The 23568-nt window shown below is 42.6% G+C and carries 22 protein-coding genes; 5 read left to right on the plus strand and 17 right to left on the minus strand.

Annotated features, from left to right (window positions below):
* Positions 1 to 38 precede the first annotated feature (38 nt).
* Positions 39 to 1055, minus strand: coding sequence for a LacI family DNA-binding transcriptional regulator (locus EDD59_RS12050; protein WP_132382189.1), 1017 nt, complete (start codon positions 1053 to 1055; stop codon positions 39 to 41).
* Between the two features lie 12 nt (positions 1056 to 1067).
* Positions 1068 to 1730 carry a ribulose-phosphate 3-epimerase gene (locus tag EDD59_RS12055; RefSeq protein WP_132382191.1) on the minus strand — a complete coding sequence of 221 codons (663 nt, stop codon included), beginning with the start codon at positions 1728 to 1730 and terminating at the stop codon, positions 1068 to 1070.
* Positions 1731 to 2089: 359 nt separating this feature from the next.
* On the opposite strand from EDD59_RS12055, the gene EDD59_RS12060 reads away from it, so the two are divergent.
* On the plus strand, positions 2090 to 2563 hold the full coding sequence (locus EDD59_RS12060) for a glutathione peroxidase (RefSeq protein ID WP_132382193.1): 474 nt from the start codon (positions 2090 to 2092) through the stop codon (positions 2561 to 2563).
* A gap of 275 nt (positions 2564 to 2838) precedes the next feature.
* Here EDD59_RS12060 and EDD59_RS12065 read toward each other — a convergent pair whose 3' ends face one another.
* The 9 genes from EDD59_RS12065 to EDD59_RS12105 form a co-directional block, all read right to left on the minus strand.
* Complete coding sequence (locus tag EDD59_RS12065) at positions 2839 to 3564, minus strand: GntR family transcriptional regulator (RefSeq protein ID WP_132382195.1); 726 nt, start codon at positions 3562 to 3564, stop codon at positions 2839 to 2841.
* A gap of 331 nt (positions 3565 to 3895) precedes the next feature.
* On the minus strand, positions 3896 to 5317 hold the full coding sequence (locus EDD59_RS12070) for an NCS2 family permease (protein ID WP_330572091.1): 1422 nt from the start codon (positions 5315 to 5317) through the stop codon (positions 3896 to 3898).
* Between the two features lie 81 nt (positions 5318 to 5398).
* The gene (locus tag EDD59_RS12075) at positions 5399 to 5965 is read right to left on the minus strand and encodes a flavodoxin family protein (protein ID WP_132382197.1); all 567 of its coding nucleotides are present in this window, start codon (positions 5963 to 5965) and stop codon (positions 5399 to 5401) included.
* A complete protein-coding gene (locus EDD59_RS12080; RefSeq protein WP_132382199.1) occupies positions 5962 to 7566 on the minus strand; it encodes a hypothetical protein in 1605 nt (534 codons plus the stop codon). The genes EDD59_RS12075 and EDD59_RS12080 overlap by 4 nt, the downstream gene beginning before the upstream one ends.
* Before the next feature lie 46 nt (positions 7567 to 7612).
* Positions 7613 to 8566, minus strand: a complete 954-nt coding sequence (locus EDD59_RS12085) for a dihydrofolate reductase family protein (RefSeq protein ID WP_132382201.1) — start codon at positions 8564 to 8566, stop codon at positions 7613 to 7615.
* 1 nt (position 8567) lies between these two features.
* A complete protein-coding gene (locus EDD59_RS12090; protein WP_132382203.1) occupies positions 8568 to 10013 on the minus strand; it encodes an FGGY family carbohydrate kinase in 1446 nt (481 codons plus the stop codon).
* A complete protein-coding gene (locus EDD59_RS12095) occupies positions 10010 to 11059 on the minus strand; it encodes a zinc-dependent alcohol dehydrogenase (RefSeq protein WP_243117416.1) in 1050 nt (349 codons plus the stop codon). Before EDD59_RS12095 ends, EDD59_RS12090 begins: the two co-directional genes overlap by 4 nt.
* Positions 11060 to 11084: 25 nt before the next feature.
* Positions 11085 to 11873, minus strand: coding sequence for a class I fructose-bisphosphate aldolase (locus tag EDD59_RS12100; protein ID WP_132382207.1), 789 nt, complete (start codon positions 11871 to 11873; stop codon positions 11085 to 11087).
* A 20-nt stretch (positions 11874 to 11893) separates the two neighbouring features.
* On the minus strand, positions 11894 to 12847 hold the full coding sequence (locus EDD59_RS12105; RefSeq protein ID WP_132382209.1) for a dihydrofolate reductase family protein: 954 nt from the start codon (positions 12845 to 12847) through the stop codon (positions 11894 to 11896).
* A 246-nt stretch (positions 12848 to 13093) separates the two neighbouring features.
* Between EDD59_RS12105 and EDD59_RS12110 the strand changes: the two genes are divergently transcribed.
* Positions 13094 to 14221, plus strand: coding sequence for an ROK family protein (locus EDD59_RS12110; RefSeq protein ID WP_132382211.1), 1128 nt, complete (start codon positions 13094 to 13096; stop codon positions 14219 to 14221).
* 141 nt (positions 14222 to 14362) lie between these two features.
* On the opposite strand, the gene EDD59_RS12115 is transcribed toward EDD59_RS12110, so the two are convergent.
* From EDD59_RS12115 to EDD59_RS12125, 3 genes are all read right to left on the minus strand, one after another.
* Complete coding sequence (locus tag EDD59_RS12115) at positions 14363 to 15391, minus strand: substrate-binding domain-containing protein (protein ID WP_132382213.1); 1029 nt, start codon at positions 15389 to 15391, stop codon at positions 14363 to 14365.
* Positions 15392 to 15492: 101 nt separating this feature from the next.
* The gene (locus EDD59_RS12120) at positions 15493 to 16464 is read right to left on the minus strand and encodes an ABC transporter permease (RefSeq protein ID WP_132382215.1); all 972 of its coding nucleotides are present in this window, start codon (positions 16462 to 16464) and stop codon (positions 15493 to 15495) included.
* The gene (locus EDD59_RS12125) at positions 16461 to 17969 is read right to left on the minus strand and encodes a sugar ABC transporter ATP-binding protein (RefSeq protein WP_165920932.1); all 1509 of its coding nucleotides are present in this window, start codon (positions 17967 to 17969) and stop codon (positions 16461 to 16463) included. Before EDD59_RS12125 ends, EDD59_RS12120 begins: the two co-directional genes overlap by 4 nt.
* Before the next feature lie 560 nt (positions 17970 to 18529).
* On the opposite strand from EDD59_RS12125, the gene EDD59_RS12130 reads away from it, so the two are divergent.
* From EDD59_RS12130 to dhaL, 3 genes are read left to right on the plus strand one after another with little or no spacing between them, the layout of a single operon-like run.
* Positions 18530 to 19615, plus strand: coding sequence for an alcohol dehydrogenase catalytic domain-containing protein (locus EDD59_RS12130; protein ID WP_132382219.1), 1086 nt, complete (start codon positions 18530 to 18532; stop codon positions 19613 to 19615).
* Between the two features lie 55 nt (positions 19616 to 19670).
* Positions 19671 to 20666 (plus strand): dihydroxyacetone kinase subunit DhaK, encoded by a 996-nt coding sequence (locus EDD59_RS12135; protein WP_132382221.1) that lies wholly within the window; start codon positions 19671 to 19673, stop codon positions 20664 to 20666.
* An 11-nt stretch (positions 20667 to 20677) separates the two neighbouring features.
* Positions 20678 to 21319, plus strand: a complete 642-nt coding sequence (dhaL, locus tag EDD59_RS12140; protein ID WP_132382223.1) for a dihydroxyacetone kinase subunit DhaL — start codon at positions 20678 to 20680, stop codon at positions 21317 to 21319.
* Between the two features lie 98 nt (positions 21320 to 21417).
* On the opposite strand, the gene EDD59_RS12145 is transcribed toward dhaL, so the two are convergent.
* The 3 genes from EDD59_RS12145 to grdD all read right to left on the minus strand — a co-directional run.
* Entirely contained in the window at positions 21418 to 21993 is a 576-nt protein-coding gene (locus tag EDD59_RS12145) for a DUF3841 domain-containing protein (protein WP_132382225.1), read from the minus strand.
* Positions 21983 to 22558 (minus strand): DUF3841 domain-containing protein, encoded by a 576-nt coding sequence (locus EDD59_RS12150; protein WP_132382227.1) that lies wholly within the window; start codon positions 22556 to 22558, stop codon positions 21983 to 21985. The genes EDD59_RS12145 and EDD59_RS12150 overlap by 11 nt, the downstream gene beginning before the upstream one ends.
* A gap of 23 nt (positions 22559 to 22581) precedes the next feature.
* A partial coding sequence (gene grdD / locus EDD59_RS12155) for a glycine/sarcosine/betaine reductase complex component C subunit alpha (RefSeq protein WP_132382229.1) occupies positions 22582 to 23568 on the minus strand: 987 nt, incomplete at its 5' end.

A 23568-nucleotide genomic window follows, 5' to 3' on the forward strand; every position in this document is an offset into this window, starting at 1 on the left:
AAATCTTTTTGAAAAACATTGTATCGACGGACTGTGCTCTATAAATCATGAATCCTAAGAACCGGTGTCAGAATAATCTGTTTCAGTGGTTTCTGTGGACATACTATTCTATCATTTAATAAATCCATTGCACAATGCCCCATTTGATTACCGTCCCGTTCAATGTAATTAAAATTATTATTGATAATATCAAAGACTTCTATTCTGTCCAGACCTATGCAGGCAATATCTTTTGATAAACGTTCTCCTCTCTCGTACAATGCCTTCAAAAATCCCAGGCTTGTCCTATTATTGCAGGTCAATACTGCCGTCGGTCTGTTTTCCATAGCCAGAAGTTCCTTTGATAAGTTATATGCCTTTGCCATGTGGTAATCACCTTCAAATACATATCCTTTGTTCACAGAAAGGCCTGCTTCATTCATTGCCCTCTCATATCCCCTGTAACGCCCCCTCGCCAGTACTCTATCCATAGCAGCATTCAAAAGGCCTATCTCTGTGTGCCCCGCATGTATCAGTTCCTTAGTTGCCTCATACATAGCCTTCTCGTCATCGAAAAACACACCGTCATATTCTTCCATACTGTCCATCTGCCGGTCCATAATCACAATAGGCGCATTCAAATCCTTTAAAAGCTTATTAATTGATACCTGCTGCTCCTTTGTGGTGTAATCGACCGCCGGAGTATAAAGAAGTCCTCTCACCCTATGCTCTTTCAACATCAGCAGTGCTTTTTTATCCTTTTTTGCACTGTCATCTGAATTGCAGCAGATCATCATATAGTTACTCTGATCCGCAATTTCTGTAATTCCTCTTAATATATCACCGAAAAAAGGATTATCAACCTCCGGCACGATTACGCCGATCGTATTGGACTGCCGCCTAGACAAATCCCGGGCCGCCGCCGAAGGAGAAAAATTTCGTTCTTCCATAATATTCAAAATTCGTTCCTTAGTTTCCGGCTTGACGGAAGCTGATTCATTCAACACACGCGACACTGTAGCTTTCGAAACACCTGCTTCTCTTGCAATGTCATTAATCGTAAATTCTTTAGGCATGGATCTTTCTCCTTATCCTATAATACTTCTCATTTTGCGGATTCCCGGCTGTACTTGCTCCAAACCACACAGGAAACTTGATGTTCCCGCCACAAAGATATCTGCGTGTCTCTTTGACATTTCTCCAGCCAGCTCATAGCTTACATTGCCATCCACCTCAATCTCAATGTTGGAATAGCCTTCTGCATTCAGATAATTACGGCAGTCCTCTATCTTCCGAATTGCCTGGGGAATTGCTCTTTGTCCGGCGAATCCCGGATTCACAGTCATCACCAGCAGACCATCCATATCATCTAAAACATACCTGAGACTTTCCACTCTTGTAGCCGGGTTAATGGCAACCATAGCTTTGGCGCCGGCAGCCTTTATTGTCTGCAAAGCCTTTTGCAGGTGCTGTGTACTCTCCGGATGGACGGCTGCATACTCTCCCTCCTGAAAATCAAACCACTCAATTTTTCTCTCCGGATTATTAATCATCAGATGCACATCCAGGGGGATGTCCGTCAATTTGCGGAGCTGCTTTACATAATCCGTTCCCAGGGTATAGTTGGGGACATATTCACCGTCCATTATATCAATATGCAGATACTCTATGCCCTCGTCTTCAAATATCTTCAGATATTCTTTCAATTTGTCAATTTCTACACACATCATTGATGGAGATATCTTCTTCACTTTTTTCCTCCTTGCTCAGTTATGCTTTTCACATGACTGTAAAACCGCCGTATTTGAGAATGGTGATTTTGCAGTCCATTAATATTTTTGGTATGTAACCGGTTACAATATAAGATAAATATACCTCTTTTTTTCTATCTTTGTCAATCTCATCTTTTAGTAAAAATTCAGGCATCATTTTTTATGTTTTGTAGTAACAGTTCAGCCTTCAGCTCGATTCTGCCGAAAATTCGCATGGCTGAACTGTTGTATTTTGCCAAATTAAATTGTGTAAAATCATTGACATGTATTTTCTCATGGATTATAATACAAACATACCCTTAATAAAACAAATATTTCAGAAAGTAGGAGGTTGTATCATGTCCATTTATGATTATAATGTTAAAATGATGGAAGGCCAGGAAAAATCTTTAAATGAGTACAAAGGTAAAGTTCTGTTAATTGTAAATACTGCCACAGGCTGCGGTTTCACACCTCAGTATGAGGGCCTGGAGAATCTATATAAAAAATACAGAGAACAGGGATTTGAGATTCTGGACTTTCCTTGCAATCAGTTTGCAAATCAGGCACCCGGCAGTAATGATGAAATCCATTCATTCTGTACATTGCAATACGGAACCACTTTTCCCCAGTTTGCCAAAATTGATGTAAATGGAGCAAATGAATCACCGCTATATACCTACTTGAAAAAGCAAAAAAATGGTGTCTTTGGCGGAAAGATAAAATGGAATTTCACAAAATTTTTAATAGATCGTAACGGAAACGTTGTGGCACGTTATGCCCCGACTGAAACACCTGCAGCTCTGGATAAAAAGATAGCTGCGGTTTTATAAACGGGAAAATCTTACAAATCCTCACAAGCTTTTATTTATACAGCTTATGAGGATTTTCCTGCGTTCAATGATATGATACCAGGGTCAAAAGGTCATGCGTTTCATGCTTGCATGAAAAAGCATGACCTTGGGGCCCGTAAAACATGAAAAAGTAGCCCGAATAGGGCGGATTTCGAATGTTTTTGGGATTGCGGGAGCACAAAGTGCGGAGCAATCCGTAGGTATCAGGGGGCAAAATACCTTTTGGCCCCAACATCATGATATGTGTTATACTCTTACTTATATTCCACCTCCAGAACATACTGGTCGCCCCTGTACAAACTGGTAGTCATTTCAACGTTTTTCCCCTCCTGCGTAGAAGCAACCCTCTTTGCCCGGAGAATTGGAAATCCCGGGATTACCTGCAATTTTTCACACATCTCTCCCTGAGCCCCAATTGCCTCTATGGTATCCTTTGCTGTAACAACTTCTTCATGAAACTCATTTTTTAACACCTCATATAGGGATTCCTTTTCAAAGTCTATCTCCAGCAGCCTGTCACAATTATCTGTAAAAACATAAGATTCCTGCAGTACTACTGGATTTTTATTTACACTTCTAAGTCTCTGTAAGTGGATAACCTCCTTGGTAACAGGAACCTTTAAAGTCTGTGCAATTTCTTTGTTTGGAATCATCTTTTCCTTCTTGTACACAAAGGTATCCACCTTAAACCCTTTGCTCACAAGTGACTGGCTGAATCCAAGTGATTTTCTTCCTGTCTTCTCTTTGCGCATTTTACTCACAAAAGTTCCCCGCCCCTGCTCCCGAATCAGATATTCCTGATTCATTAATTCTGCAAGTGCTTTATTTATTGTGATCCTGCTCACTCCAAATACTTCCGCAAGTTTATCTTCAGAAGGGAGTTTCTCTCCCGGCTTATATTCTCCATTTATAATTTTCTCATAGATAGTCCTGCGAATCTGCAAATATAAAGGTATTTCACCAAAATCTAATTCCTGCATATCTTCCCTCCCAATATAATCATAGCGTAAGTCAAGGTTGCTGCCTGATTATAAGTTTTTTATACTATGATGTATAGGGCAAAAGGTATTTTGCCCCCTGATACCTACGGATTGCTACGCACTTTGTGCTCCCGCAATCCTAAAAACATTCGAAATTCGCCCTATTCGGGCTACTTTCTCATGTTTTATGGGTCCCAAGGTCATGCTTTTCCATGCAAGCATGAAACGCATGGCCTTTTGACCCTGGTATCATATTAAGAATAACACGAATATCCATGTAAGAAAAGCTTGAGTTTTGCAGGTAAAAACACATCTTTTAATTAATCTCCCTCTATATAATCGCTAGCAAAATAAAATTGAGGATAAACAGACCTGTACTCACCCAAAGTATCGGATGAATGTCTTTTGCTTCTTTCTTCAGGCATTTCGTGAAGCAATAGAAAATAAACCCTGTCGCAATACCATAAGAAATACTATAGCATATACCCATAAAAATCCCTGCGAAAAAAGCAGGTAACGCTTCTTCTATTTCTGTCCACCTGATCTCGGAGAAAGAAGACATCATCATAATACCTACCAGAATTAATGCCGAAGCTGTCGCCTCCTTCGGTACTATACTGATTACCGGTGCAAAGATCATACTGAGTAAAAACATTATTGCAACGACAAGAGAAGTCAGACCGGTGCGCCCGCCTGCACCAATACCCGCAGCACTTTCCACATATGTTGTTGTATTAGATGTTCCGAAAACAGCACCAATTGAGGTCGCTATAGAATCAGCAAACAAGGCACGGTCCATTTTAGACTTAAAGCCGTTGGAGTTATCCATTGCTTTTAAGTCTTCCTCACTGAAAATGCCAGTTCTTCGTCCCGTACCAATAAAGGTTCCCAGTGTATCAAATGTATCAGAGAGACTAAATGAAAATATTGTCATTATTACAAGTGGGAGCCTGGACGAATCACTAAATAGTGAACCCATGCCTTTTGAGCTAAAGGCTGCACCAAAGGTTGTCCCTAATTCAGAGAATGATTTCGAGAGATTATTCTCAACGCCAATCTGGCTGATATCCACAACCCCCATGGGAATGCCAATCAAGGTAGAAATAATAATACCGATAAAAACAGCACCCGGAACCTTTTTCAGGACTAAAATTACTGTAATGGCCAGTGAGATAATTGCCAGCAGCACTCCTGGGTTATTAAACTCTGCCAAAGCAGGTACTATTCCAGAGTTGGAGATAACTGTTCCACTGTCAAGCTCTTGATAGGTGCCAAGGTCAGAGGTAAACTTTAAAAGATTTGCGTTTTTTATACCGACATAGGCTACAAAAACACCAATACCGCCGCTGATGGCATTTTGCAGGCTTTCCGGTATTGCCTTAATAATCGATTTACGTATTTTTGTTACAGTAATAATAATATTAATTATACCGCAAAGGAATACCATCGCCAATGCTTCCTGCCATGTAAACCCCAATCCAAAACAGACCGTATAAGTAAAAAATGCATTCAGTCCCATTCCTGGTGCCTGTGCATATGGAACATTCGCAAATAATGCCATTACCAGCGTACCAATAACGGAAGCAAATATGGTAGCCAGAAAAACTGCACCATAGGGAATGCCTGTCTGCGAGAGCAGTGCAGGATTAACAAATAGGATGTGGACCATTGCAAAAAAAGTTGTTAATCCAGCAAGAATTTCTGTTGAAACCGTTGTACCAGATTCCTTTAATTTAAAAAATTTTTCCATCATTCAATCTCCCTGTGATAATAATTTCCCAACAGCTTTTGAATAAGAAAGAGACGTTTTTTGTAACGTCTCTTTCCTACTTTGTTATCCACAAAGCTCATTGAGCCTCTTCGCAAGATATCTTGCTTTTTTCAGTGCTTTTTCATTTTCCTTTACCGGGTAATTATCTGTTTCTTTCGCATATACAGAACCTATCTGTTCTGTTTCCATATGATCAAAGGCAAAATCTACAGTTCCCTCCATTAAGAGCTCCATATTTACCCAATTTCCACCCGTCGTCACCAGGAGTGCTCCATATTTTTCCTTAATCTTGTCTTTCGCATCCTCCTGCCGTATATGCCGGGAAGACCAGAAAGACTGAAGCCGTGTAAAAACATTCAGCATCGGCCCCGAAACTGTTCCAAAGTGCATGGGTGTCGCGATAATAACTGCATCACATTCTTTTATGTAAGCATAAGTTTCCTGCATGTCGTCCTTAATTGAACAGCCCTGTCTTTTAAAACAGTATTTACAATCTTTACATGGTGCAATATTCGCCCGATAACAATCCACAAACTTAATCTCACCCTTTAGTTCCTCCAACATTGCATTAAGCAGCACTTTGGTATGACTATTTTCAAGCGGTGAGCCATAAAAGACTAATGTTTTCATTCTTTCGTTTCTTCCTCCGCTTTAATCTCTTCCAACTCCGGCTGCAATTCAGGTCTTGACTTGCTAAGTACATGTATAATAAAGAAGAAGACCGCAATTGCTATATATATCCACATGAATACTGGTGCCGCATTGACTGTAACTGTTGCAGAGTGAATGATACCAAAAAATGCACAAACTGCAGCCACAAGGGCACTGACTCCTGCTTGGAGCCACTTCCTGTCAATTACAAAAATCATAATGCAGGCAAACAAAATTGCTATCATCATAGAGCCTTTTCCCAATGCAAAGAATCCCTTCGATACGCCTGTGCCGGCAAGATCCGCCTGTGTTACCGCAACACTGGAAACGTCAAAGTCTATCCCGGCACTGTTAATTGCTGCTCCTATCGCGTTGGATGCCGCAGACACTCCATTTTCCACCTTCCCATACAACATCTCAAAAATCGGGATTGCTGTCGCCATAATCATGGCCGGATAGTACTTTTTATTAACCACAGAGTAAGACTGTGTACCCGTTGTAATTGCAACAAATATCAGCATAATCAACGTTGCAGCGGACGGAATTGCCGATGTGGCAATCGCCACCAATCCTGTCATACACAGAACCAGATATAGGGCTCCTACAAAGAGCGGATAAGAGGTTCCTGCTTTTGCTTTCTTCCACGCCGGATGTCCCCAATAGATGTTCATCGGAAATGGATTTCCGATAAATGATCCTATCAAATTCACACAGCCGGTTTCCAAAAGACAAATTTTCGGATCATATTTTTCTCCGCTCTGCTCTGCCTGCTCTACTCCCTGCAGAAGTGCCGTTACATCTGCAAACGCATAGGCAAAAGCAATCGGGAGATAGGAAAGTGCAGCCTGGAAAGCCTTTCCCCCCACCAACCCCAGCTGTGGAAGGGGCAGATAAAACCCAATATTCTGAAATGATGCAGTAAAGTCACTGACATGCATGGCACCTGTTACCCAAGCCAGTATGGTACCCAATCCAACCGCGATAAATGCCGGAGAAAATTTCTTTAACTTAATCCTTCCAAATTGCAGGAAGATAAGCATAAACAATGCAGGAATCTGAACAATCGGGGTACTGAATCCATCCGCCAGCGATGTCATCAGAAGATATGCCATTGAACCTCCCACAACTGATCCGAGCATTGCTTCACTGGGTATCTTTTGAATGATAAATTTGATGATAAAGGCACATATAATAATCAATACCGAATAAATAATATTTACATTGATTGCCACCTTCCACGCATAGATGGCATCTCCTGTCTGGCTGTAGACAGGAACCAGCAGCGCATAAAGCCATACAAAAAAGGTACCCCCGCTGATTCCACCGGGAAGGGCAGTCAATTCCGCATTGCCTGTCTTCTTTCCAAGCCTTCTTGCATAAAGAGTGTTAAACAACAGAAGCAGAAAAGCTGTCATGCCGATAGCTGAGACTAATTTTCCAAAGACCATTTCATTTGACATTTTCATGATTCCTGTCAGAACACCGACACCTACTATGATCTTTGTAAACCCATCAAAAAATACGCCAATAGTAGCATCTACATCGCCCCTTTTAAACCAAGGCATCTTTATTTCATTCATATTTTTTATCCCTCCTGGTTTTCAAATAGTGAATTTCTTTCATCCCTTACATAAATTCATAGTGAAACCGATACCTAAAATATACAAAATATTCATTAAACATATGAATCGACAGTATCTCCGTATGTGGGTGTGCCTCTGCCGAAAATCCCTTGTCCGCCTTTCCCAGTGTCATCGTATCTCCGCCTCCAATATACACAGCAGACATATTGAGGAAAAACTCATCCATCATCTCCTGTTTGACAAGATAATGCCCGTACCCCGGTGATTCAATCAACAGATGCCGAATTCCAAATCCTCTTAGAATTTTCATAATCAACTTTGAATCCGGGAATTTCCCCTCTCCTGTCACAAGCACCGGAAGAACTCCCTTTCCTGCTTTTGAAAGCACTTCATGGATCTGCCCGGGTTCTTCCTTTCCGGACACCTCAATCATTTCTCCTTCATAGTGCTCCCTTAAGAATGAACAGCCTTCCGGGGATGTACATAGAATCGAGGGAACTTCTCTGCTTTTAAGCAGCTTATGATCCAGCGGAACATCAGAAGCATCTAAAGTCATAATAATATTCAGCGGAATTGGGGAAAGTCCTGCTTTTCTTCTGTCTCTTTGAATATCTTCATCCATACAGTACATTGCGTAATCTGCATCTGTCTCCATGGAATTCCCGCCAATAATCGCAGCGTCACAAATGCCGCGCAGTGCGTTGAGAATCCAGAAGTCTGTGTTTTTCCCTTCCCCGGCCATCTGATTTTTCCCTGCCACATAAAAAGCACTTGGCTTATCTGCATATGCCAGCTTTCCATCGATTGAAGTTACAAAAGAGGAAAAAATATAAGGCCGGTCTGCCGGAGCTTTCGGAAATGAAATATCATATCCATATACTTTTTTTATCTTTTCGGAAAATACCGGAGTATCTGCAAAGCTTTCACATGCCCTGTTCTTAAAAATCTGACTGATTTTTATTTTTTCCGCATTAAACGGTACCATTGTAAATTTCAAATTAAGACCTCCTCTTTGCGTACTTTTTATCCATCGACAATAGATCGGCTCTCAATTCTTCGTACTGGACATATAACCTCTTGTATTTTTCTACATTCTCTGCATTTGGAGCAATTCTCTGGCTGTCACCAAACCATACTTCCGGAAGGATACTATACTGCTCAATTTCTTTACTTCCGTATCCTGCAAGAAATGCAATCCCAAGTGCAGTAGATGCCTTTTCGTTATAGTAAACTTCCTGCCCAATTACATCTGCAAATATCTGAATAATTTCCCGGGAATTAGCCCCTCCTCCAAAAATATTTATCTGTTTCAGCAGATAGGGGAATTGTTCAATATTATACTTGACGTTATACGCAATTCCCTCTAACATAGCGTGATACATATGAAATTGTGTATGACGTCCTCTAAATCCGAGCATGTGCTCCGCGTCTGCCCCAAAGCAGGTCTTTTCTTCCTGCAGCTTGTAGTGTGGAAAATACCACAGCCCTTCACTTCCCGGAGAAATACCCCTGAGCCCTGCATTTAGCTGATCCCAGACTTCATATCTAAGGCAATTCCGAAGATGCATGGTACTCTCTCCAAATGATGCAATCTTTCCTACAAAATGGCCTTTCCCCTCCCCATAATGGGGAATAGATGTATAATATTCCGGACTCTTCTCTGTGTACAGTACTGTTGCACTTGTCCCGAGGTAAATCATCAGATGCCCTGCGTTGTACGCACCGCCGCCAAGAATGGAGGCAAATGTGTCTCCCACACCGGCAATTACCTTTGTGTCTAAAGACAATCCCGTTTCTTCTGCTGCCTCCCGGCTGACCTTTCCGATCACCTTCGTTGCCGGAACCGGATCAGCAAACAATTCTTTATCTATCCCCAGCTTTGCGAATGCCGTATCTTCCCATGCCAATGCCGATTCGTCAAAAACTCCTCCAATCATGGAAGCCGCGTCATAATCAATGGAGGCTTCTCCTGTCAGCCGGTATGCAAGAAACCCATGTGGTACCATGATCTTATAAATCTTCTGATATATCTCCGGCTCATGCTTCTTCAGCCATAAAACTTTCGGCAGCATATGTCCATGTGAAATACCCGGGCCTATTTTTTCATGTACTTCTTCAAGCTCTGTTTCTGTTCTGACATCTGTGTGAAGTATTGCATTTCTCAATGCATTTCCTTTACAATCTATCGGACACAAGGCCGGAATCAACCCTGTCACTCCGATCGCGCGAATCTCCTCAGCACATATCCCCTGCTTTAGGAATTCCCGCACTGCTTCTTTAAATTCTTCCCACCACATATCCATACTTTCTTCCTGCCAGCCGGGGTGGGCAACTTCAATTTCGTGGCTCTTAGCATACCTTGCAGCAATATTTCCCTCTGCGTCAGTAAGGAGCGCCTTTGAGCTTCCGGTCCCTATATCAAATCCCATTAAATATGCGTTCATTTTTCCTCCTGATTCATCAAAACTACAGCTCTGTAAGAATCCATCTTCCTCGCTTCTTTCAAGGCGTCCTCAATCCGTTCAAACGGAAACCTTGATGTAATCAGTTTATCCAATGGAAGTTCTTTTAGGCTTAAAAGCTCCGACGCAGTCTGTATTGTCTCTTTTGTGTGCTTTATAACACCTGTAATAGTGATTTCATCGTAATGGAACTTCTTGGGGTCAATCTCAATCTTATCACTCGCCTTGGTTCCTCCATAGATAACCAGCACACCTCTGATTGCAAGCACAGCGAGGGCTCCCGTAATAGCGGCTTTTCCGCCTGCCGTAAAGAACGCCCGTTCTACTCCGTGACCATGAGTCACCTCCATTATCCTCTGCTTCTGATCTTCGGTGATTGGATCTACCACATAATCCGCACCGAATTCCAAAGCTTGTTTCCTCCTAAGTTCATTTGGCTCGCTGACAATTACCTTTGCACCTCTTAATTTTGCCAGTAATAAATGGAGAATTCCCATGGTGCCTGCACCACATACCAGTGCATAATCTCCACTTGTGATCCCGGACATGTTCATACTGTGTGTCACACAGGATAATGGTTCTGCCAGTGTGCCTCTTTCAAATGGTACAGTCTCATCAATCTTATAGACCTCATAACCTTTTGCGATAAAGTGTTCTGCAAATCCGCCCGGACCGTCAACTCCTGGGATTTTCTGCACGTCTTTTGCATTCTCGCACTGATTATCATAGCCTTTGCGGCAATAATAACACTCCCCGCATCTGGTAAGACTTAAAATGATAACCTTATCACCCGCTTTCAGATTCTGTGCCACGTTTGCTCCGACTCTTTCTACTACTCCACAAATCTCATGGCCTCCTGCAAATGGAAATCCCTGAGATTCACCATAATAAAATTTCTGCTCAAATGTACAAACTCCAACCGCCTTGATCTTTACCAGTACTTCATCTTCCTGCATTTTCGGAAGTTCTACTTCCCGAATTTCTATTTTCCCTGCCTCCGGCATGATCGCTGCTTTCATTCTAATCATCTTCCTTTCTTGTCTGACTTTCTCTTTATTTTCCCGCTTTTAAAATTTCATGGGCCTCTTCTACTTCTGCATTCTTATGAATGATCGCTGCGAGGGCCCTTGTCATATTCACAGTGTTTCCTCCGCCCCATACGTTTCTTCCGATGGCAACCCCATGTGCGCCTGCATCCATCGCTGTTTTGATCGAAGTAAGGAATTCTTTCTCATCATCCGTCTTAGCACCTCCAAGAACCACAAGCGGAACAAAGGTCTCATCCACAATCCGCTCAAATCCCGGAGCAAAGCCCACTTTCATAAAATCACACCCTATTTCACAGGCAATTCTGGCTCCCCGTGCAATATTATCCAAAGTTTTAAATTCTGGACCCGCATCAAATCCTCCGGGAACCGGCTCAGCGCATACCGGCAGCCCCACACGGTCACAATAACTGATTGCTTCCGCAAGATGAGGGTAAGTTATTTCTTCAACCCCGGCACCTTGTCCTACGTTCACCATTACTGCATCGGCGCCCATGCGCAGTGCATACTCTGCATCATAGGTGAGACGGCTGTCATGCCCCTGCCCCATATATGTGGGAGGCAGATCCAGACGCGCTATATAGCCGATGGGTGCAAGCTCTCTTGCAAACTTTCTTGCCACCCCAAAATTAACCAGCGCCGCATCTGCTCCGCCTTCGATAATCTGACTGATTGTCTCTCCAGGATGCTTAAGACCCGGGGATGCCCCATTAAAGGTGCCATGATCCATAGCAACAATCAGCGCCTTTCCATCTGGTTTAAAAATGTGGTTCAGTCTTCTTTCCTTTAAATTCATTTTGTTTCTCTCCTTTTTCTTTATTTTAATCCATAAATCATTTTATACCTGGTATATACAAAATGTGGACTGTGCATATGTATGCTTACTATCTCCGCATGTGGGTGGTCGGTAGACAGAAAAGATTGACCATTTGTACCGATTCCAGTTGCACTTCCCCCCACAAAGACACAGGATGTATTGATAAAGATCTCATCCAAAAGTTCCTCTTTCATTAAGTGATGACAATAAGCCGGTGACTCTATCAATACCTTTTCCATTCCCATCACTCTTAAAATACAAAGTAATTCCCGGGAATCTGTCTCATGGCCCGTTCCGGTTACGATTACCGCAATCTTCCCTCTATTATCTTTAAGCTTTTGCTTTATCTCATCTTTATGTACCTCACTGTCGGCAGGCGGAAGTACATAATACTCCTTCCTGATTTCCTGTTTTAGATTTTTAAAACCTTCCGGTGAAGTAGCAACCACAACGGGTATCTCTTCCGAGGAAAATACCGGGTTTCCAAAAGGTATCTTTTTCCCTGTTTTCGTAACGATAACTGTCCACGGTGCAGTTGGTTTGCCTTCCTCTTTCCTGGCTGAAAGCAGCTCCGGATCATAGGCACTTCCTGAATAGTCCGGCTCCTTTATTAATGTGCCGCTGCCTATTAGAATACCGTCACAGTTTGCCCTCAAGAGATTAAGCACCCAGAAATCTGCAGATGCCCCACCTGCATCAAGCAGATTCTTCTTTGCAATCATCGGCCCTACTTCGTTGTCCTCATAGGCAATCTTCCCGTCGATACTCATTACATAAGACGCATACGTGATCGGGCGGCTCTCCGGAACATCACCAAACATCAGGTCTCCATACACTTCCTGCACTTCTTCACATTGTACACCAGGATTTGTATATTTCATCTTCCCGGTATTATCAAAAATCTTATTCAGCCGGATTTCTTCCCGGTTAAACTTTACCTGTGGTATCGCCATATTCATTCCTCCATTTCGCGTTTTTACTTATATACGTATATACATCTATACGTATATTATATTGGTATTGATAGAAAAAATCAAATCATATTTTCAATATTTATGATATTCCACATAATGCACAATTTACTCCATGCTTTTTTGTGTAAATTGCAGCCGAAACTATCTATAAATAGAAAAGGTATGACTGGTTATTTTCATCGTGTTTTGTTATAATTAGGTAAAAATATATCAGGGAAGTTTTCTATGAAGAAGAATTTTACAGTAGCTACACTAAAAATAAATAATACAAAGAATGTATTAAATTATATTTACACTCAAAAACGGGCCACACCTCAGATGCTGCAGGAGGCTACTTTACTCAGCCGTCCTACTATAGCCCAGATTCTCCGGGAACTTCAGGAAGAACAGCTTATTTTTCAAGGAGGGCTTGCCGATTCTACCGGAGGGCGGAAGGCGAATTTGTACGAATTTAATCCAGATATTAAGGTTACTGTCGGAGTGGAACTGCTAATTGACCATTATGAAATAGTGGCAATTGATTTGTATGCAGAAATCTTAAAATTTGAAAAGTTTAACCTGACATTTTCTGACAATGACGCTTATTTCGATGAAGTCTGCAATTCTGTCAATCACTTTATTAACGATTTAGATGTCAGGCCTGATCAGATACTCGGCGTGGGCATTGCGCTCCAGGCGTTAATTTCTGCCGACGGAAAGCATATTATTTATGGGAAGGTTTTAAACTGTACCGGAATGGATATTAAGGAATTCAACAGCCGGATTCCTTATCCGTGCACTTTTAATCACGATGCAGAGTCCAATGCGAATGTAGAATTGTGGATGAATCCGCTGCTGAAAAACGCTATTTATTTTAACATTCGTTCGGATGTGAGCGGTGCCATCATTATTGACCGCAAGTTTTTTAAAGGCGGGGAATATAAGAGCGGCGTGTTTGAACACATGACCATCGTTCCGGGCGGAGAACCATGTTACTGCGGCAAGCGGGGATGTGTAAATTCATATTGCTCTATATCCGCTCTGCTAGGCCCACAGGAAGATATTCAGCAGTTTTTCTTTAGGCTGCGCAAAGGTACTGCTTCCTATCAGAAACGCTGGGACAAGTATCTGGAATACCTGGCTATCGCAGTGGATAACCTGCACATGGCGATTAATTGTAATGTTATCCTTGGAGGAAATCTTTCCCGCTATTTGATTAATGACGATATCTTAAAGCTTCATGAACTAGTCAATAAACGGACAGCATTTCCTGCAGCTGAGCCATACATCAGCATCAGCTCCTGCTCCAACATTCCTTTATGTATAGGAGCCGCACTGCCCTTAATAGAAAAATACAAAAATAAGATTATGTAATGATACCAGGGTCAAAAGGTCATGCGTTTCATGCTTACATGAAAAAGCATGATTTTGGGACCCCTTAAACATGAAAAGAAGCTGCTGCTTCACAGATGAACAATCATCCATAGAGCAGCAGCCCTCTGTTTTAAAACTTCTTTACTTTACCATAGTTGCAAAATCTAATTCCTTGTCTGCATAATCTTTCACATTAGAAGAATCAATTACTACCGTGCCTGCATCTACGAACTCTTCCACACTTTCCCCATCAAATATTTTAATTGCTGTATCTACCGCAGTCTGCCCCAGAAGTACCGGATCGTTAGATGCTGTACATGCATATTTCCCGTCCTCAATTTGAAGGACCGCCTCCATCAAACCATCGACACCACATACTATGATATCTGTGAATCCCTGTTCGGCACATACCTGCGCTGCCCCAAGTGCCATGTCATCGTTATGGCCGAAAATAGCAACTACATCTTTGTTGGCCTGAAGTAAATCCTGTGTAGCTGGAATCGCCTTAGACCGGTCATAGTCGCAATAGGAGGACTGTACAATCTTCAGACCGGGAACCTTGTCTATTGCTTCATGGAATCCGTCTCTTCTGTTCATCATAGTTGTGGAGCCAGCCGTCCCCTGAATCTCAAGAATCGTTCCTGTAGCGCTTTCACCACCCAGCATCTCAATCAGCTTTTCACCGACCAGCCGTCCCATTTCTATGTTATCACGGCCAACCCATGCAGTATAATCCTTCTTTACATTCTTATCAACAGTTACAACAGGGATACCTGCATTTTTACAAGCTTCAATACCTGCAGAAGGGCCATCTTCATTTACCGGATTGATAATGAGCATATTAATTCCCTGCGAAATTAAATCCTGAATATCCTTATTTTGTTTTTCAATATCGTTGTCTGCATTAAGAGAAACAACACTGATGCCTTTCTCTTTAGCATAATCTTCGATAATGGGTGTCATATTTGCGAAAAAGGGTGTATCCTGTGAACAGTTAGAAAAGCCTATTTTAAGTTCGTCATCCTTTTTCACTTCTTTGCTTGTTGTTTCCTGACTTTTGTCTGTACCGTCACTTTTGTTTTCGTTCTCTGTTGTAACGGCACCACAGCCTGCTGCGGCAAGCATCAAAGCAGCTGTCATTGTTAATGCTGTTAACTTTTTCAACTTCATGTTTTTTCCTCCTAAAAAATAATTTGATAATTAGCTTATCGGGGCCCCGATAATATCTGAAAAGCCGTGGCTATTCATTCTTGAGTGCAGTGGAGATTCCTCTACTCTTTTCCACCTTTTCCTTTAGAAACAAATTGATTTAGTAACAGTGCAAATATAATAATGGCGCCTTTTGCAATTCTCTGATAATAAGAAGGCAGCCCTACCAGGTTGAAAATGTTGGTGATAATCTGGAGCAAAAAGACACCGCCGAAGGTTCCCCCTATTGAGCCGATTCCGCCGCTTAAGCTGGCTCCCCCGATAACACTTGCGGCAATGGCATCCAATTCATAGCCATTACCGGCTGTAGGCTGTCCTGTGGACATCCAGGAAGCTGTCAGTACACCTGCAAACCCTGAAAGCAAGCCGCTTATCATATAGGTAAGGGCGTAATTTCTTTTTGTCTTAATTCCCGAGAGCATAGCCGCTTCACGATTTCCGCCGATGGCAAACAGGCTTCTTCCGAAAATGGAATACTTTAGCATAAAAGCAAAAATAGCCGTCAGGATAATCCAGAATAAACCACTGATAGCAACCCTGCCAAACAAAAACCCCCCGCCCAATATGTGAAAAGCATCGCCGAGTCCGAACACAGGATTTCCGCTTGTAGTCAACAGTGCGGCGCCCCGTCCGATCTCCATCATGGCAAGGGAAGCAATAAAGTCGGGGAGATTAAACCTTGCGATTAAAACACCTGTCAACAGTCCCATAGCTGTGCCTACTGCAATACCGGCAAGGCAGCCAAGCAGAATTGACGCACCGCTTCCGTTCATTTTCTCCACAATGATAGAGGCAATCATTCCGGAAAATGCCAGAACAGAACCTACAGAAAGGTCGATTCCCCCTAAAAGTATAACAAGTGTCATACCGATTGCTACAATTCCGGGAATGGAGGCTTGCTGAAGTAGGTTCAGGAAATTCCCAAGGGTCAGGAAATTAGGCGATAAAATCGCAGATATTAGTATAAAAACAACGAGTAATATAGCTAAATTATACTTCCTGATAATCTCATTAAAGTTCATTTTTTCTTTCATTTCGTACACCTCCCAATTACTGATGCGTGCATAATCTGATCCGCATTAAAGTTTGCTTTATTAGTTTCCATCACCTGTTTCCCATCATATATTACATGGATATTGTCACTGACACGCAGCAGCTCCTGCAATTCCGAGGAAACCATAATAATGCTCTTTCCCATTCCTGTCATTTCGCGGATTAACTTATAAACCTCTTCCTTTGCAACTACATCTATCCCCTGCGTCGGTTCGTCCAGCAGCAATATATCACAGTCCTTCATCAGCCATTTTGCCAATATTACTTTCTGCTGATTTCCACCAGAAAGGCTGCCTGCCACGGTCTGAATGGAGGGAGTTTTAATGTTTAGTTTTTTCACATAGTCCCGGCATTCCTCATTTATGGTCTGATAATTGATTTTTGCCTTCTTTTTAAATTTAGGCAGAGATACCATTGTTATATTTTCCCAAACGGGTAAAAGGAGCACAAGACCCTGGGCTTTTCTGCTCTCCGGCGCCAAACCAATTTTATGCTGTACCGCTTCCTGGGAACTTTTAAAATTCACCTTTTCCCCATGAATCCGTATTTCTCCCTGCAGGACAGGTTTAAGTCCAAAAATGGATTGCAAAATTTCCGTTCTTCCTGCACCTACCAGCCCATAAAGTCCAAGTACTTCCCCCTTATGCAGTTTGAGGTTGACATCGGACACTTTATAATTACACATATCTTTTAATTCCAGAACAACTTCGTCAGATACTTTGTGGACCTCCGCCTCCTCATTTTCTATCTGGCATATGGTAATCCCAGTCATATATTCCACAAGGCTGTCCTCCGTCAGGCCGGCTACATTTTTGCAAATTACAAATTTTCCATCACGCAAAACCGTAATCCGGTCACCCACAACAAAAAGTTCTTCCAGATGATGCGATATATAGATAATTGTAATCCCCTTCTCCTTCAGATCGTGAATCACTTTTACTAAGATTTCAAATTCTGACTTTGACAGTGTAGAGGAAGGTTCATCCATTACAATCAGCTTAGCATTGCATGCCAAAGCCTTCATGATTTCTGTCAGCTGTCTCTGACCCATATTTAAGGAGGAGACTTTTGCTTTTGCATCAATTCGTATGTTAAGTCCATCCGCAAGCTCCTGGGTCATGCTGTAAACCTTCTTCCAGTCTACTGCCCCTAATCCAGTCCGGGGATAATTATTTATGTAGACGTTTTCCCCGACAGTCAATTCATTAAATAGAGACAGTTCCTGGTAAATAACCGCAATGCCTTCCTTTCTTCTTTTTTCTGTACTATGTGATTTAAGAAGTTTATTGTCAAAATAAATTTCTCCTTCATCTTCGGTGTACGCTCCCGATAAAACTTTCATTAATGTAGATTTCCCTGCCCCGTTGGCCCCTATCAGGCAATGCACTTCTCCGCGCCTGGCATCAAAATCGACCTGATCCAGGGCTTTTACACCAGGAAATATTTTAACGATTTTTTTCATTTCTAAAATATTTTCACCACACACATGTATTCCTCCCATTCATTTGCCTTTATGTAAATAAACTTTACATAAGAATACCTTTAAACTCGTTTTGTGTCAATTGTATTATTTGTATGTTTTTATACTTTCATTTTTGTGCAACATGCACTTTTAAATTGTTTTCCTAATTTTATTTGTACTTTTTTCATATAATTTTTATTTTTGTTTTGGGCAATTTATATAAATGCTATTGTTATATTTTTATCATTTATATTTGTCAAATTTAATTGTTTTTGATAAATATACGGAGATTATTAATTTGTAGAGAGTATTTATTGTCGGATATCAAATATCTATGTAAAAATCTTATATTTGCTTGTGAAATAATTATTTACTGTAAAACCATCTGAAATTGTAACTAAAATTCGAATCTCTTTTTTGGTTATTTTTATCGGTTGACATAAAAATCAATTCATTGTAATCTTATGTAAATGTTATTTTCATAAGTTTTAAAATCACGTGATTCAAAATTTTTTATTTTACAGAGGATGGGGTAGTTCCTGTCCGGATAAACAAATCAACAGCATGAAAGGATGGAATGAATAATGAACAATATACCGGAGAAAATGAATGCAGTAGTTGCCTACGCTCCAGGGGACTATCGTCTCGAACAGGTGGAGACTCCCAGAGCGGGGGAGGGCGAAATGATTCTTAAAGTAGAGGCCTGCGGTATCTGTGCCGGAGATGTAAAGGCCTACCATGGAGCAAAGAGTTTTTGGGGCGGTGACGGGAACCCTCCCTATATTAAAGCACCCATGATTCCGGGCCACGAATTCGTAGGCCATGTAGTAGAAATGGGTCCAAATGTAAAAGGAGACTGGAAAATAGGTGACAGAATTTGTCCGGAACAGATTGTTCCCTGCGGTGAGTGCATGTTCTGTAAAACAGGACGCTACTGGATGTGCGAAAAGCATGATCTTTTTGGATTTCAGAATAATGTAAATGGTGGTATGGCCGAATACGTGCGTCTGACAAAAGAAGCTATTCCTTACCTGATCCCCGAATCACTTGCTATAGAAAAAGCTATATTGACAGAACCTTACGCCTGCTCATGGCACTGTGTTGACAGAGCACAGATTGGCAATACGGATGTTGTAGTCTTATCCGGTGTAGGCACTCTTGGTCTGGGCATGGTAGGAGCCATCAGGCAAAGGAACCCGAAGACATTAGTCGTGCTGGACATGAATGATGCACGTCTGGAAAAAGCAAAAGAGTTTGGTGCAGATATTATCATGAATCCGGGAAAGACAGACGTTGTCAGTGCCATTAAAGATTTAACCGGAGGTTATGGATGTGACATTTACATAGAAGCAACCGGACACCCTTCCAGTGTGGAACAGGGACTGCAATGTATACGCAAGATGGGCCGTTTCGTAGAATTTTCTGTTTTTGCCGAGAAAGTCTCCGTAGACTGGAGCATTATCAGTGACAGGAAAGAACTGGATCTGCTTGGGGTTCACTTAAGTCCTTATTGTTATGATACTGTGATCGACTGGATTGAAAGCGGTAAGCTTCCCACAAATGGCGTCGTATCACACAAACTACCGCTTGGCAGCTGGAAGGAAGGGTTTGATGCAGCAGCTGCCGGCGCAGAAGGAACTTTTAAAGTCGTGCTTGTACCGGGACTATAATAGACAGCAGCCACATAAATAATAATATAAACATTACAAACAGGAGGAGCTAGTCATGCAAAGGATTTTAAATAACCCCGATGATATTGTAGATGAAATGTTGGAAGGTTTCTTAAAGACTCATTCCGATATGGTGGAATCTACCGAAAATCCCCGGGTTGTAAAGGCAAAGAATATACCGGAGGGAAAGGTCGGCGTTATAACCGGCGGCGGTTCTGGTCACAAGCCGGCTTTTATAGGATATGTAGGAAAAAATATGTGCGATGCTGCTGCTGTAGGGGAAATTTGCTCCTCCCCCACTGCTGCTGCATTTCTGGATGCCTGCAAAGTCGTATCCCAGGATAAAGGCGTAGCCTGCCTTTACGGAAATTACTCCGGAGATAACATGAATGTGAAAATGGCTGTGAAAATGGCTAAAAAAGCTGGTATTACCGTAAAAACAGTAGTTGCCAACGATGATGTGGCATCGGCACCCAAAGATCAGAGGGAAAAAAGGCGGGGGGTTGCCGGTGAAATTTTTATGTGGAAGGCCGGAGGCGCAAAGGCGGCCCTGGGCGGCAGCCTGGATGAAGTTATCGCCGCAGCCCAGAAGGCAATTGACAATACCAGAAGTGTAGGCATCGGCCTGACCCCCTGTACTCTTCCCGCAGTAGGGCACCCCAATTTTGAAATCAAAGAAGGAACAATGGAGGTTGGTATCGGACATCACGGGGAACCGGGCATTGAAGTCTGTGAGCTGGAAACTGCCTCTCAGATGGCAAAACGCATGGTTGATATTGTTCTTCCTGATTATCCCTTTACAGAGGGCGATGAGGTTGCTGTCCTTGTTTCCGGCCTCGGAGCTACACCTGTTATGGAATTATATGTTCTTTATAATGAGATTGAAAAACTTCTGGGAGAAAAAGGTATACATATTTATAAATCTTATGTCGGAAATTACTTTACATCTTTAGATATGATGGGAGCCACCCTTACTGTCATGAAACTAGATGATGAGCTGAAAGAACTTATAGACCTGCCTGTTTACACAATGGGGATGAAGCAAATATAGGGGGAATGACAATGACTGTATTTAAAAACGCAGATGGAAAACCAGTTTTGCTTAACATAGTAAAAGCAATTCAAGACAATAAAACCTACCTGGGAGACATAGACGGTCTGATTGGCGATGGCGACCACGGCATGAATATGAACAAAGGATTTACACTTTTCGAAACCCGTTTTAAAGATAAGGATTTCACATTCACAGAGGGACTGGATGAATTAGGAAATATCTTGTTTTCGGAAATAGGTGGTTCTATGGGGCCTATTTATGGAACAATTTTTATGGATACCTCCGAGGCGGGGGAGGATTTAGACACTATTACTGTTTCTGACCTGAGTACTATGCTGGAAGCGGGATTAAAAGGACTTCAGGAAATCGTAGAGTCACAGGTGGGGGATAAAACTCTGGTAGATACCTTGTCTCCTGCAGTCGACAGCTTGAAAGCCTCCGCCGCTGCTGGGGAAGATTACAATACTGCACTGGAAAAAATGAAGGCTGCAGCAGAAGCCGGCAAGGAATCTACAAAAGACCTTGTTGCTAAATTTGGACGCTCCAGCCGGCTTGGCGAACGTTCCAGAGGTGTATTGGATGCGGGTGCCGTGTCCTGCTGTATCATACTGACAGCCATGGCAGACGGAATTTGCAAAGAATTGTCCTGACACAGATAGTAACAGAAACCAGGAAATACATTCAGGTATGCTTTTCTGCTGTATAACCAAAAAGCATACCTGTTGTTATGCCTGAGGCTTTTTCAAGTCTATAAAGCCTGGGCTTTTTCTATGGTCTGTATCCATTCCTTTTGCAATTCCCATGTCATTCCCTGTGTGTATTCATCGTCCTCCACAGGGACCTCCAGCAGATTGCTCCAGCTTTTCTTAATTTTCTGCTTTTCGTTGGGGTAAAATGGGGTCGAGAATATTGCCAGATTATCCCGGATTCCTCTCTTTTCAAGCCACTTTTGAAACTCTGCTTCTTCCTGCTCCGATTTTCCAACATAGTTTAGATTCAGAATCCGGCTCCATTTGCGGGTATCAAAGGTAATAAGCTTTTCCTTGGGAATCCTCAGCTCTAGATAATACATCCCCTCGCTTCCATAAATATGACGTGCATATTTATAGAGCCAGACAGGACTTTCTGCATCCGCAGGCTTCGGAATCAACTCTTTGGCACATTGCGCGAGATACTGATATGCTTCCTGGAAAATCCACGCAGTCTCTTTATATTTTTCTTCCACATAACTTTTCTTTACAATATACCGGCCAGTTTCATTCAGAGTATCCATTACTATCTCCTGCTGTCCGCTCCACATTGTAACTGTTTCATCAGCTTTCACAGTGCTCCGCCTCCTTTACCCACTCCTTCTTAAGCTCCCAGGTAGTTGCAAACCCCTTTTCCAGAGATTCCGGCGGCATTGTAAACAAACGCTCCCAGCTGTCAATAATCTTCCTTTTTAATAGGGGATAGTGGTTTCCTTTTGCAGATTCTGCCAGCGCAGTTTCATCGGCAATACCATACTTCTTAAGCTCCTTCTCAAAATTCTCCCGGTCCTTTTGATCCTTCGGAACATACATGAGGTTTCCCCGATAATCCCACTTTTCCATGTCGATAACCAAAACCTCTTCCTCTGGGATTTCCACTTTCAGAATAACGGTATTCTGAATCTTCTGCAGCCGAAAATCTTCTGACAGAGAAAACCATATTGGGTATTTTGCATCTTCTGGAATGCTGACATAATCTCTGCTCTTTCGAGTATACCATTCATAAAGTTTTAAGTAGTAATCAGCAATTGTGTCATTTTTAGCCCGGATGTACTCTTCTTTCACCTTGTAGCACCCTGTGCACTCTATTTCCTTCCACACCTGGGGAACTTGGCGTGTCCAGCCAATTAATGCTGCCAACTGGTTTTCCCTCCTTCACATTACTAGTTAATATATCCTGCCTTTTTCAGTATATCTTTTGCCTTTTCCATGTTTACATCAGATACCAATATCACCGGTCCCGTACAGCCCATCCCGCTGTCCGCGTATATGCCTTCTTTCCACAATGCCTTTACACCGTCCTCCAAATCCATAATCTCGATCCCGGGGATCTGCTCCGTCACGACCTCTTTCGGCGGTGCTGTCACTTCTTCCTCTGGGGCCGGTTTTTCCGCTGCTTTCCTCTCTGCAAGAATCTCTTTGAATCCGGCATTGCCTGCCGCCTCGAATTCTTTGGCAGAGACAGCAAACACCTTTCCTCTCACCAGCTGTGCCGCATACCGGATTGCACCCGTAATGAGGGGTGCCCCGGAGGCCCTGGAGATGATCATCACCAGCTGCTCACAGCCTTCCCCGATACCAGGCCCGTAGCCGTAACCGGACGCTTCATAGCTCCTCCCGGTTGTGTAGGAGGACAGCAGCTTTACCAGGAGGTTGCCCGTCAACGGGTCGCACACCATGACATCCGGGGTTCCCTGGAGAATATCGTTCCCCCGCATAACACAGCCCCCGTCTGCCCTGTTAGACTCTGCAAATGAGATGTCATAGCCATTCTCTTTGAGTTTCTTCAGGGCGATCTCCGTCTGGCGTGCACCGTCCACATTCAAGATACCCACCGTTGGGTTTGGATTCCCGCAGGTCTTTGCCGCAATAATCCCGTAAACTGCATTTTTGACCATGCCTTCCACCCGGTCTGCACTGGAGGTTCCGGTGGTCGTTGCCAGATACATTTCTTTTCCTTTTGCAGGGGTCACTACACGGCCTACGGTTGACACACCGATGGGGAAGGGATAATGCATGGTCACTGCACCATCCACCTCTTTCGATTTCAGAAGTTCCTCCATCTTATGGTGGCCTTCTTCCGCATCGGACACTTTGACTGTGGTCACCCCTTCCGCTTCCAGGGTTCCGATATAATAGACCTCAATCCC

Source organism: Muricomes intestini (assembly GCF_004346165.1).
Taxonomy (GTDB): domain Bacteria; phylum Bacillota; class Clostridia; order Lachnospirales; family Lachnospiraceae; genus Muricomes; species Muricomes intestini.

Coding starts and splice junctions, on each gene's coding strand:
- EDD59_RS12050 (WP_132382189.1), bottom strand. CDS start 1,055: ATGCCTAAAGAATTTACGATTAATGACATTGCAAGAGAAGCAGGTGTT.
- EDD59_RS12060 (WP_132382193.1), top strand. CDS start 2,090: ATGTCCATTTATGATTATAATGTTAAAATGATGGAAGGCCAGGAAAAA.
- EDD59_RS12065 (WP_132382195.1), bottom strand. CDS start 3,564: ATGCAGGAATTAGATTTTGGTGAAATACCTTTATATTTGCAGATTCGC.
- EDD59_RS12070 (WP_330572091.1), bottom strand. CDS start 5,317: ATGATGGAAAAATTTTTTAAATTAAAGGAATCTGGTACAACGGTTTCA.
- EDD59_RS12075 (WP_132382197.1), bottom strand. CDS start 5,965: ATGAAAACATTAGTCTTTTATGGCTCACCGCTTGAAAATAGTCATACC.
- EDD59_RS12080 (WP_132382199.1), bottom strand. CDS start 7,566: ATGAATGAAATAAAGATGCCTTGGTTTAAAAGGGGCGATGTAGATGCT.
- EDD59_RS12090 (WP_132382203.1), bottom strand. CDS start 10,013: ATGAACGCATATTTAATGGGATTTGATATAGGGACCGGAAGCTCAAAG.
- EDD59_RS12095 (WP_243117416.1), bottom strand. CDS start 11,059: ATGATTAGAATGAAAGCAGCGATCATGCCGGAGGCAGGGAAAATAGAA.
- EDD59_RS12100 (WP_132382207.1), bottom strand. CDS start 11,873: ATGAATTTAAAGGAAAGAAGACTGAACCACATTTTTAAACCAGATGGA.
- EDD59_RS12105 (WP_132382209.1), bottom strand. CDS start 12,847: ATGGCGATACCACAGGTAAAGTTTAACCGGGAAGAAATCCGGCTGAAT.
- EDD59_RS12110 (WP_132382211.1), top strand. CDS start 13,094: ATGAAGAAGAATTTTACAGTAGCTACACTAAAAATAAATAATACAAAG.
- EDD59_RS12115 (WP_132382213.1), bottom strand. CDS start 15,391: ATGAAGTTGAAAAAGTTAACAGCATTAACAATGACAGCTGCTTTGATG.
- EDD59_RS12120 (WP_132382215.1), bottom strand. CDS start 16,464: ATGAAAGAAAAAATGAACTTTAATGAGATTATCAGGAAGTATAATTTA.
- EDD59_RS12130 (WP_132382219.1), top strand. CDS start 18,530: ATGAACAATATACCGGAGAAAATGAATGCAGTAGTTGCCTACGCTCCA.
- EDD59_RS12135 (WP_132382221.1), top strand. CDS start 19,671: ATGCAAAGGATTTTAAATAACCCCGATGATATTGTAGATGAAATGTTG.
- dhaL (WP_132382223.1), top strand. CDS start 20,678: ATGACTGTATTTAAAAACGCAGATGGAAAACCAGTTTTGCTTAACATA.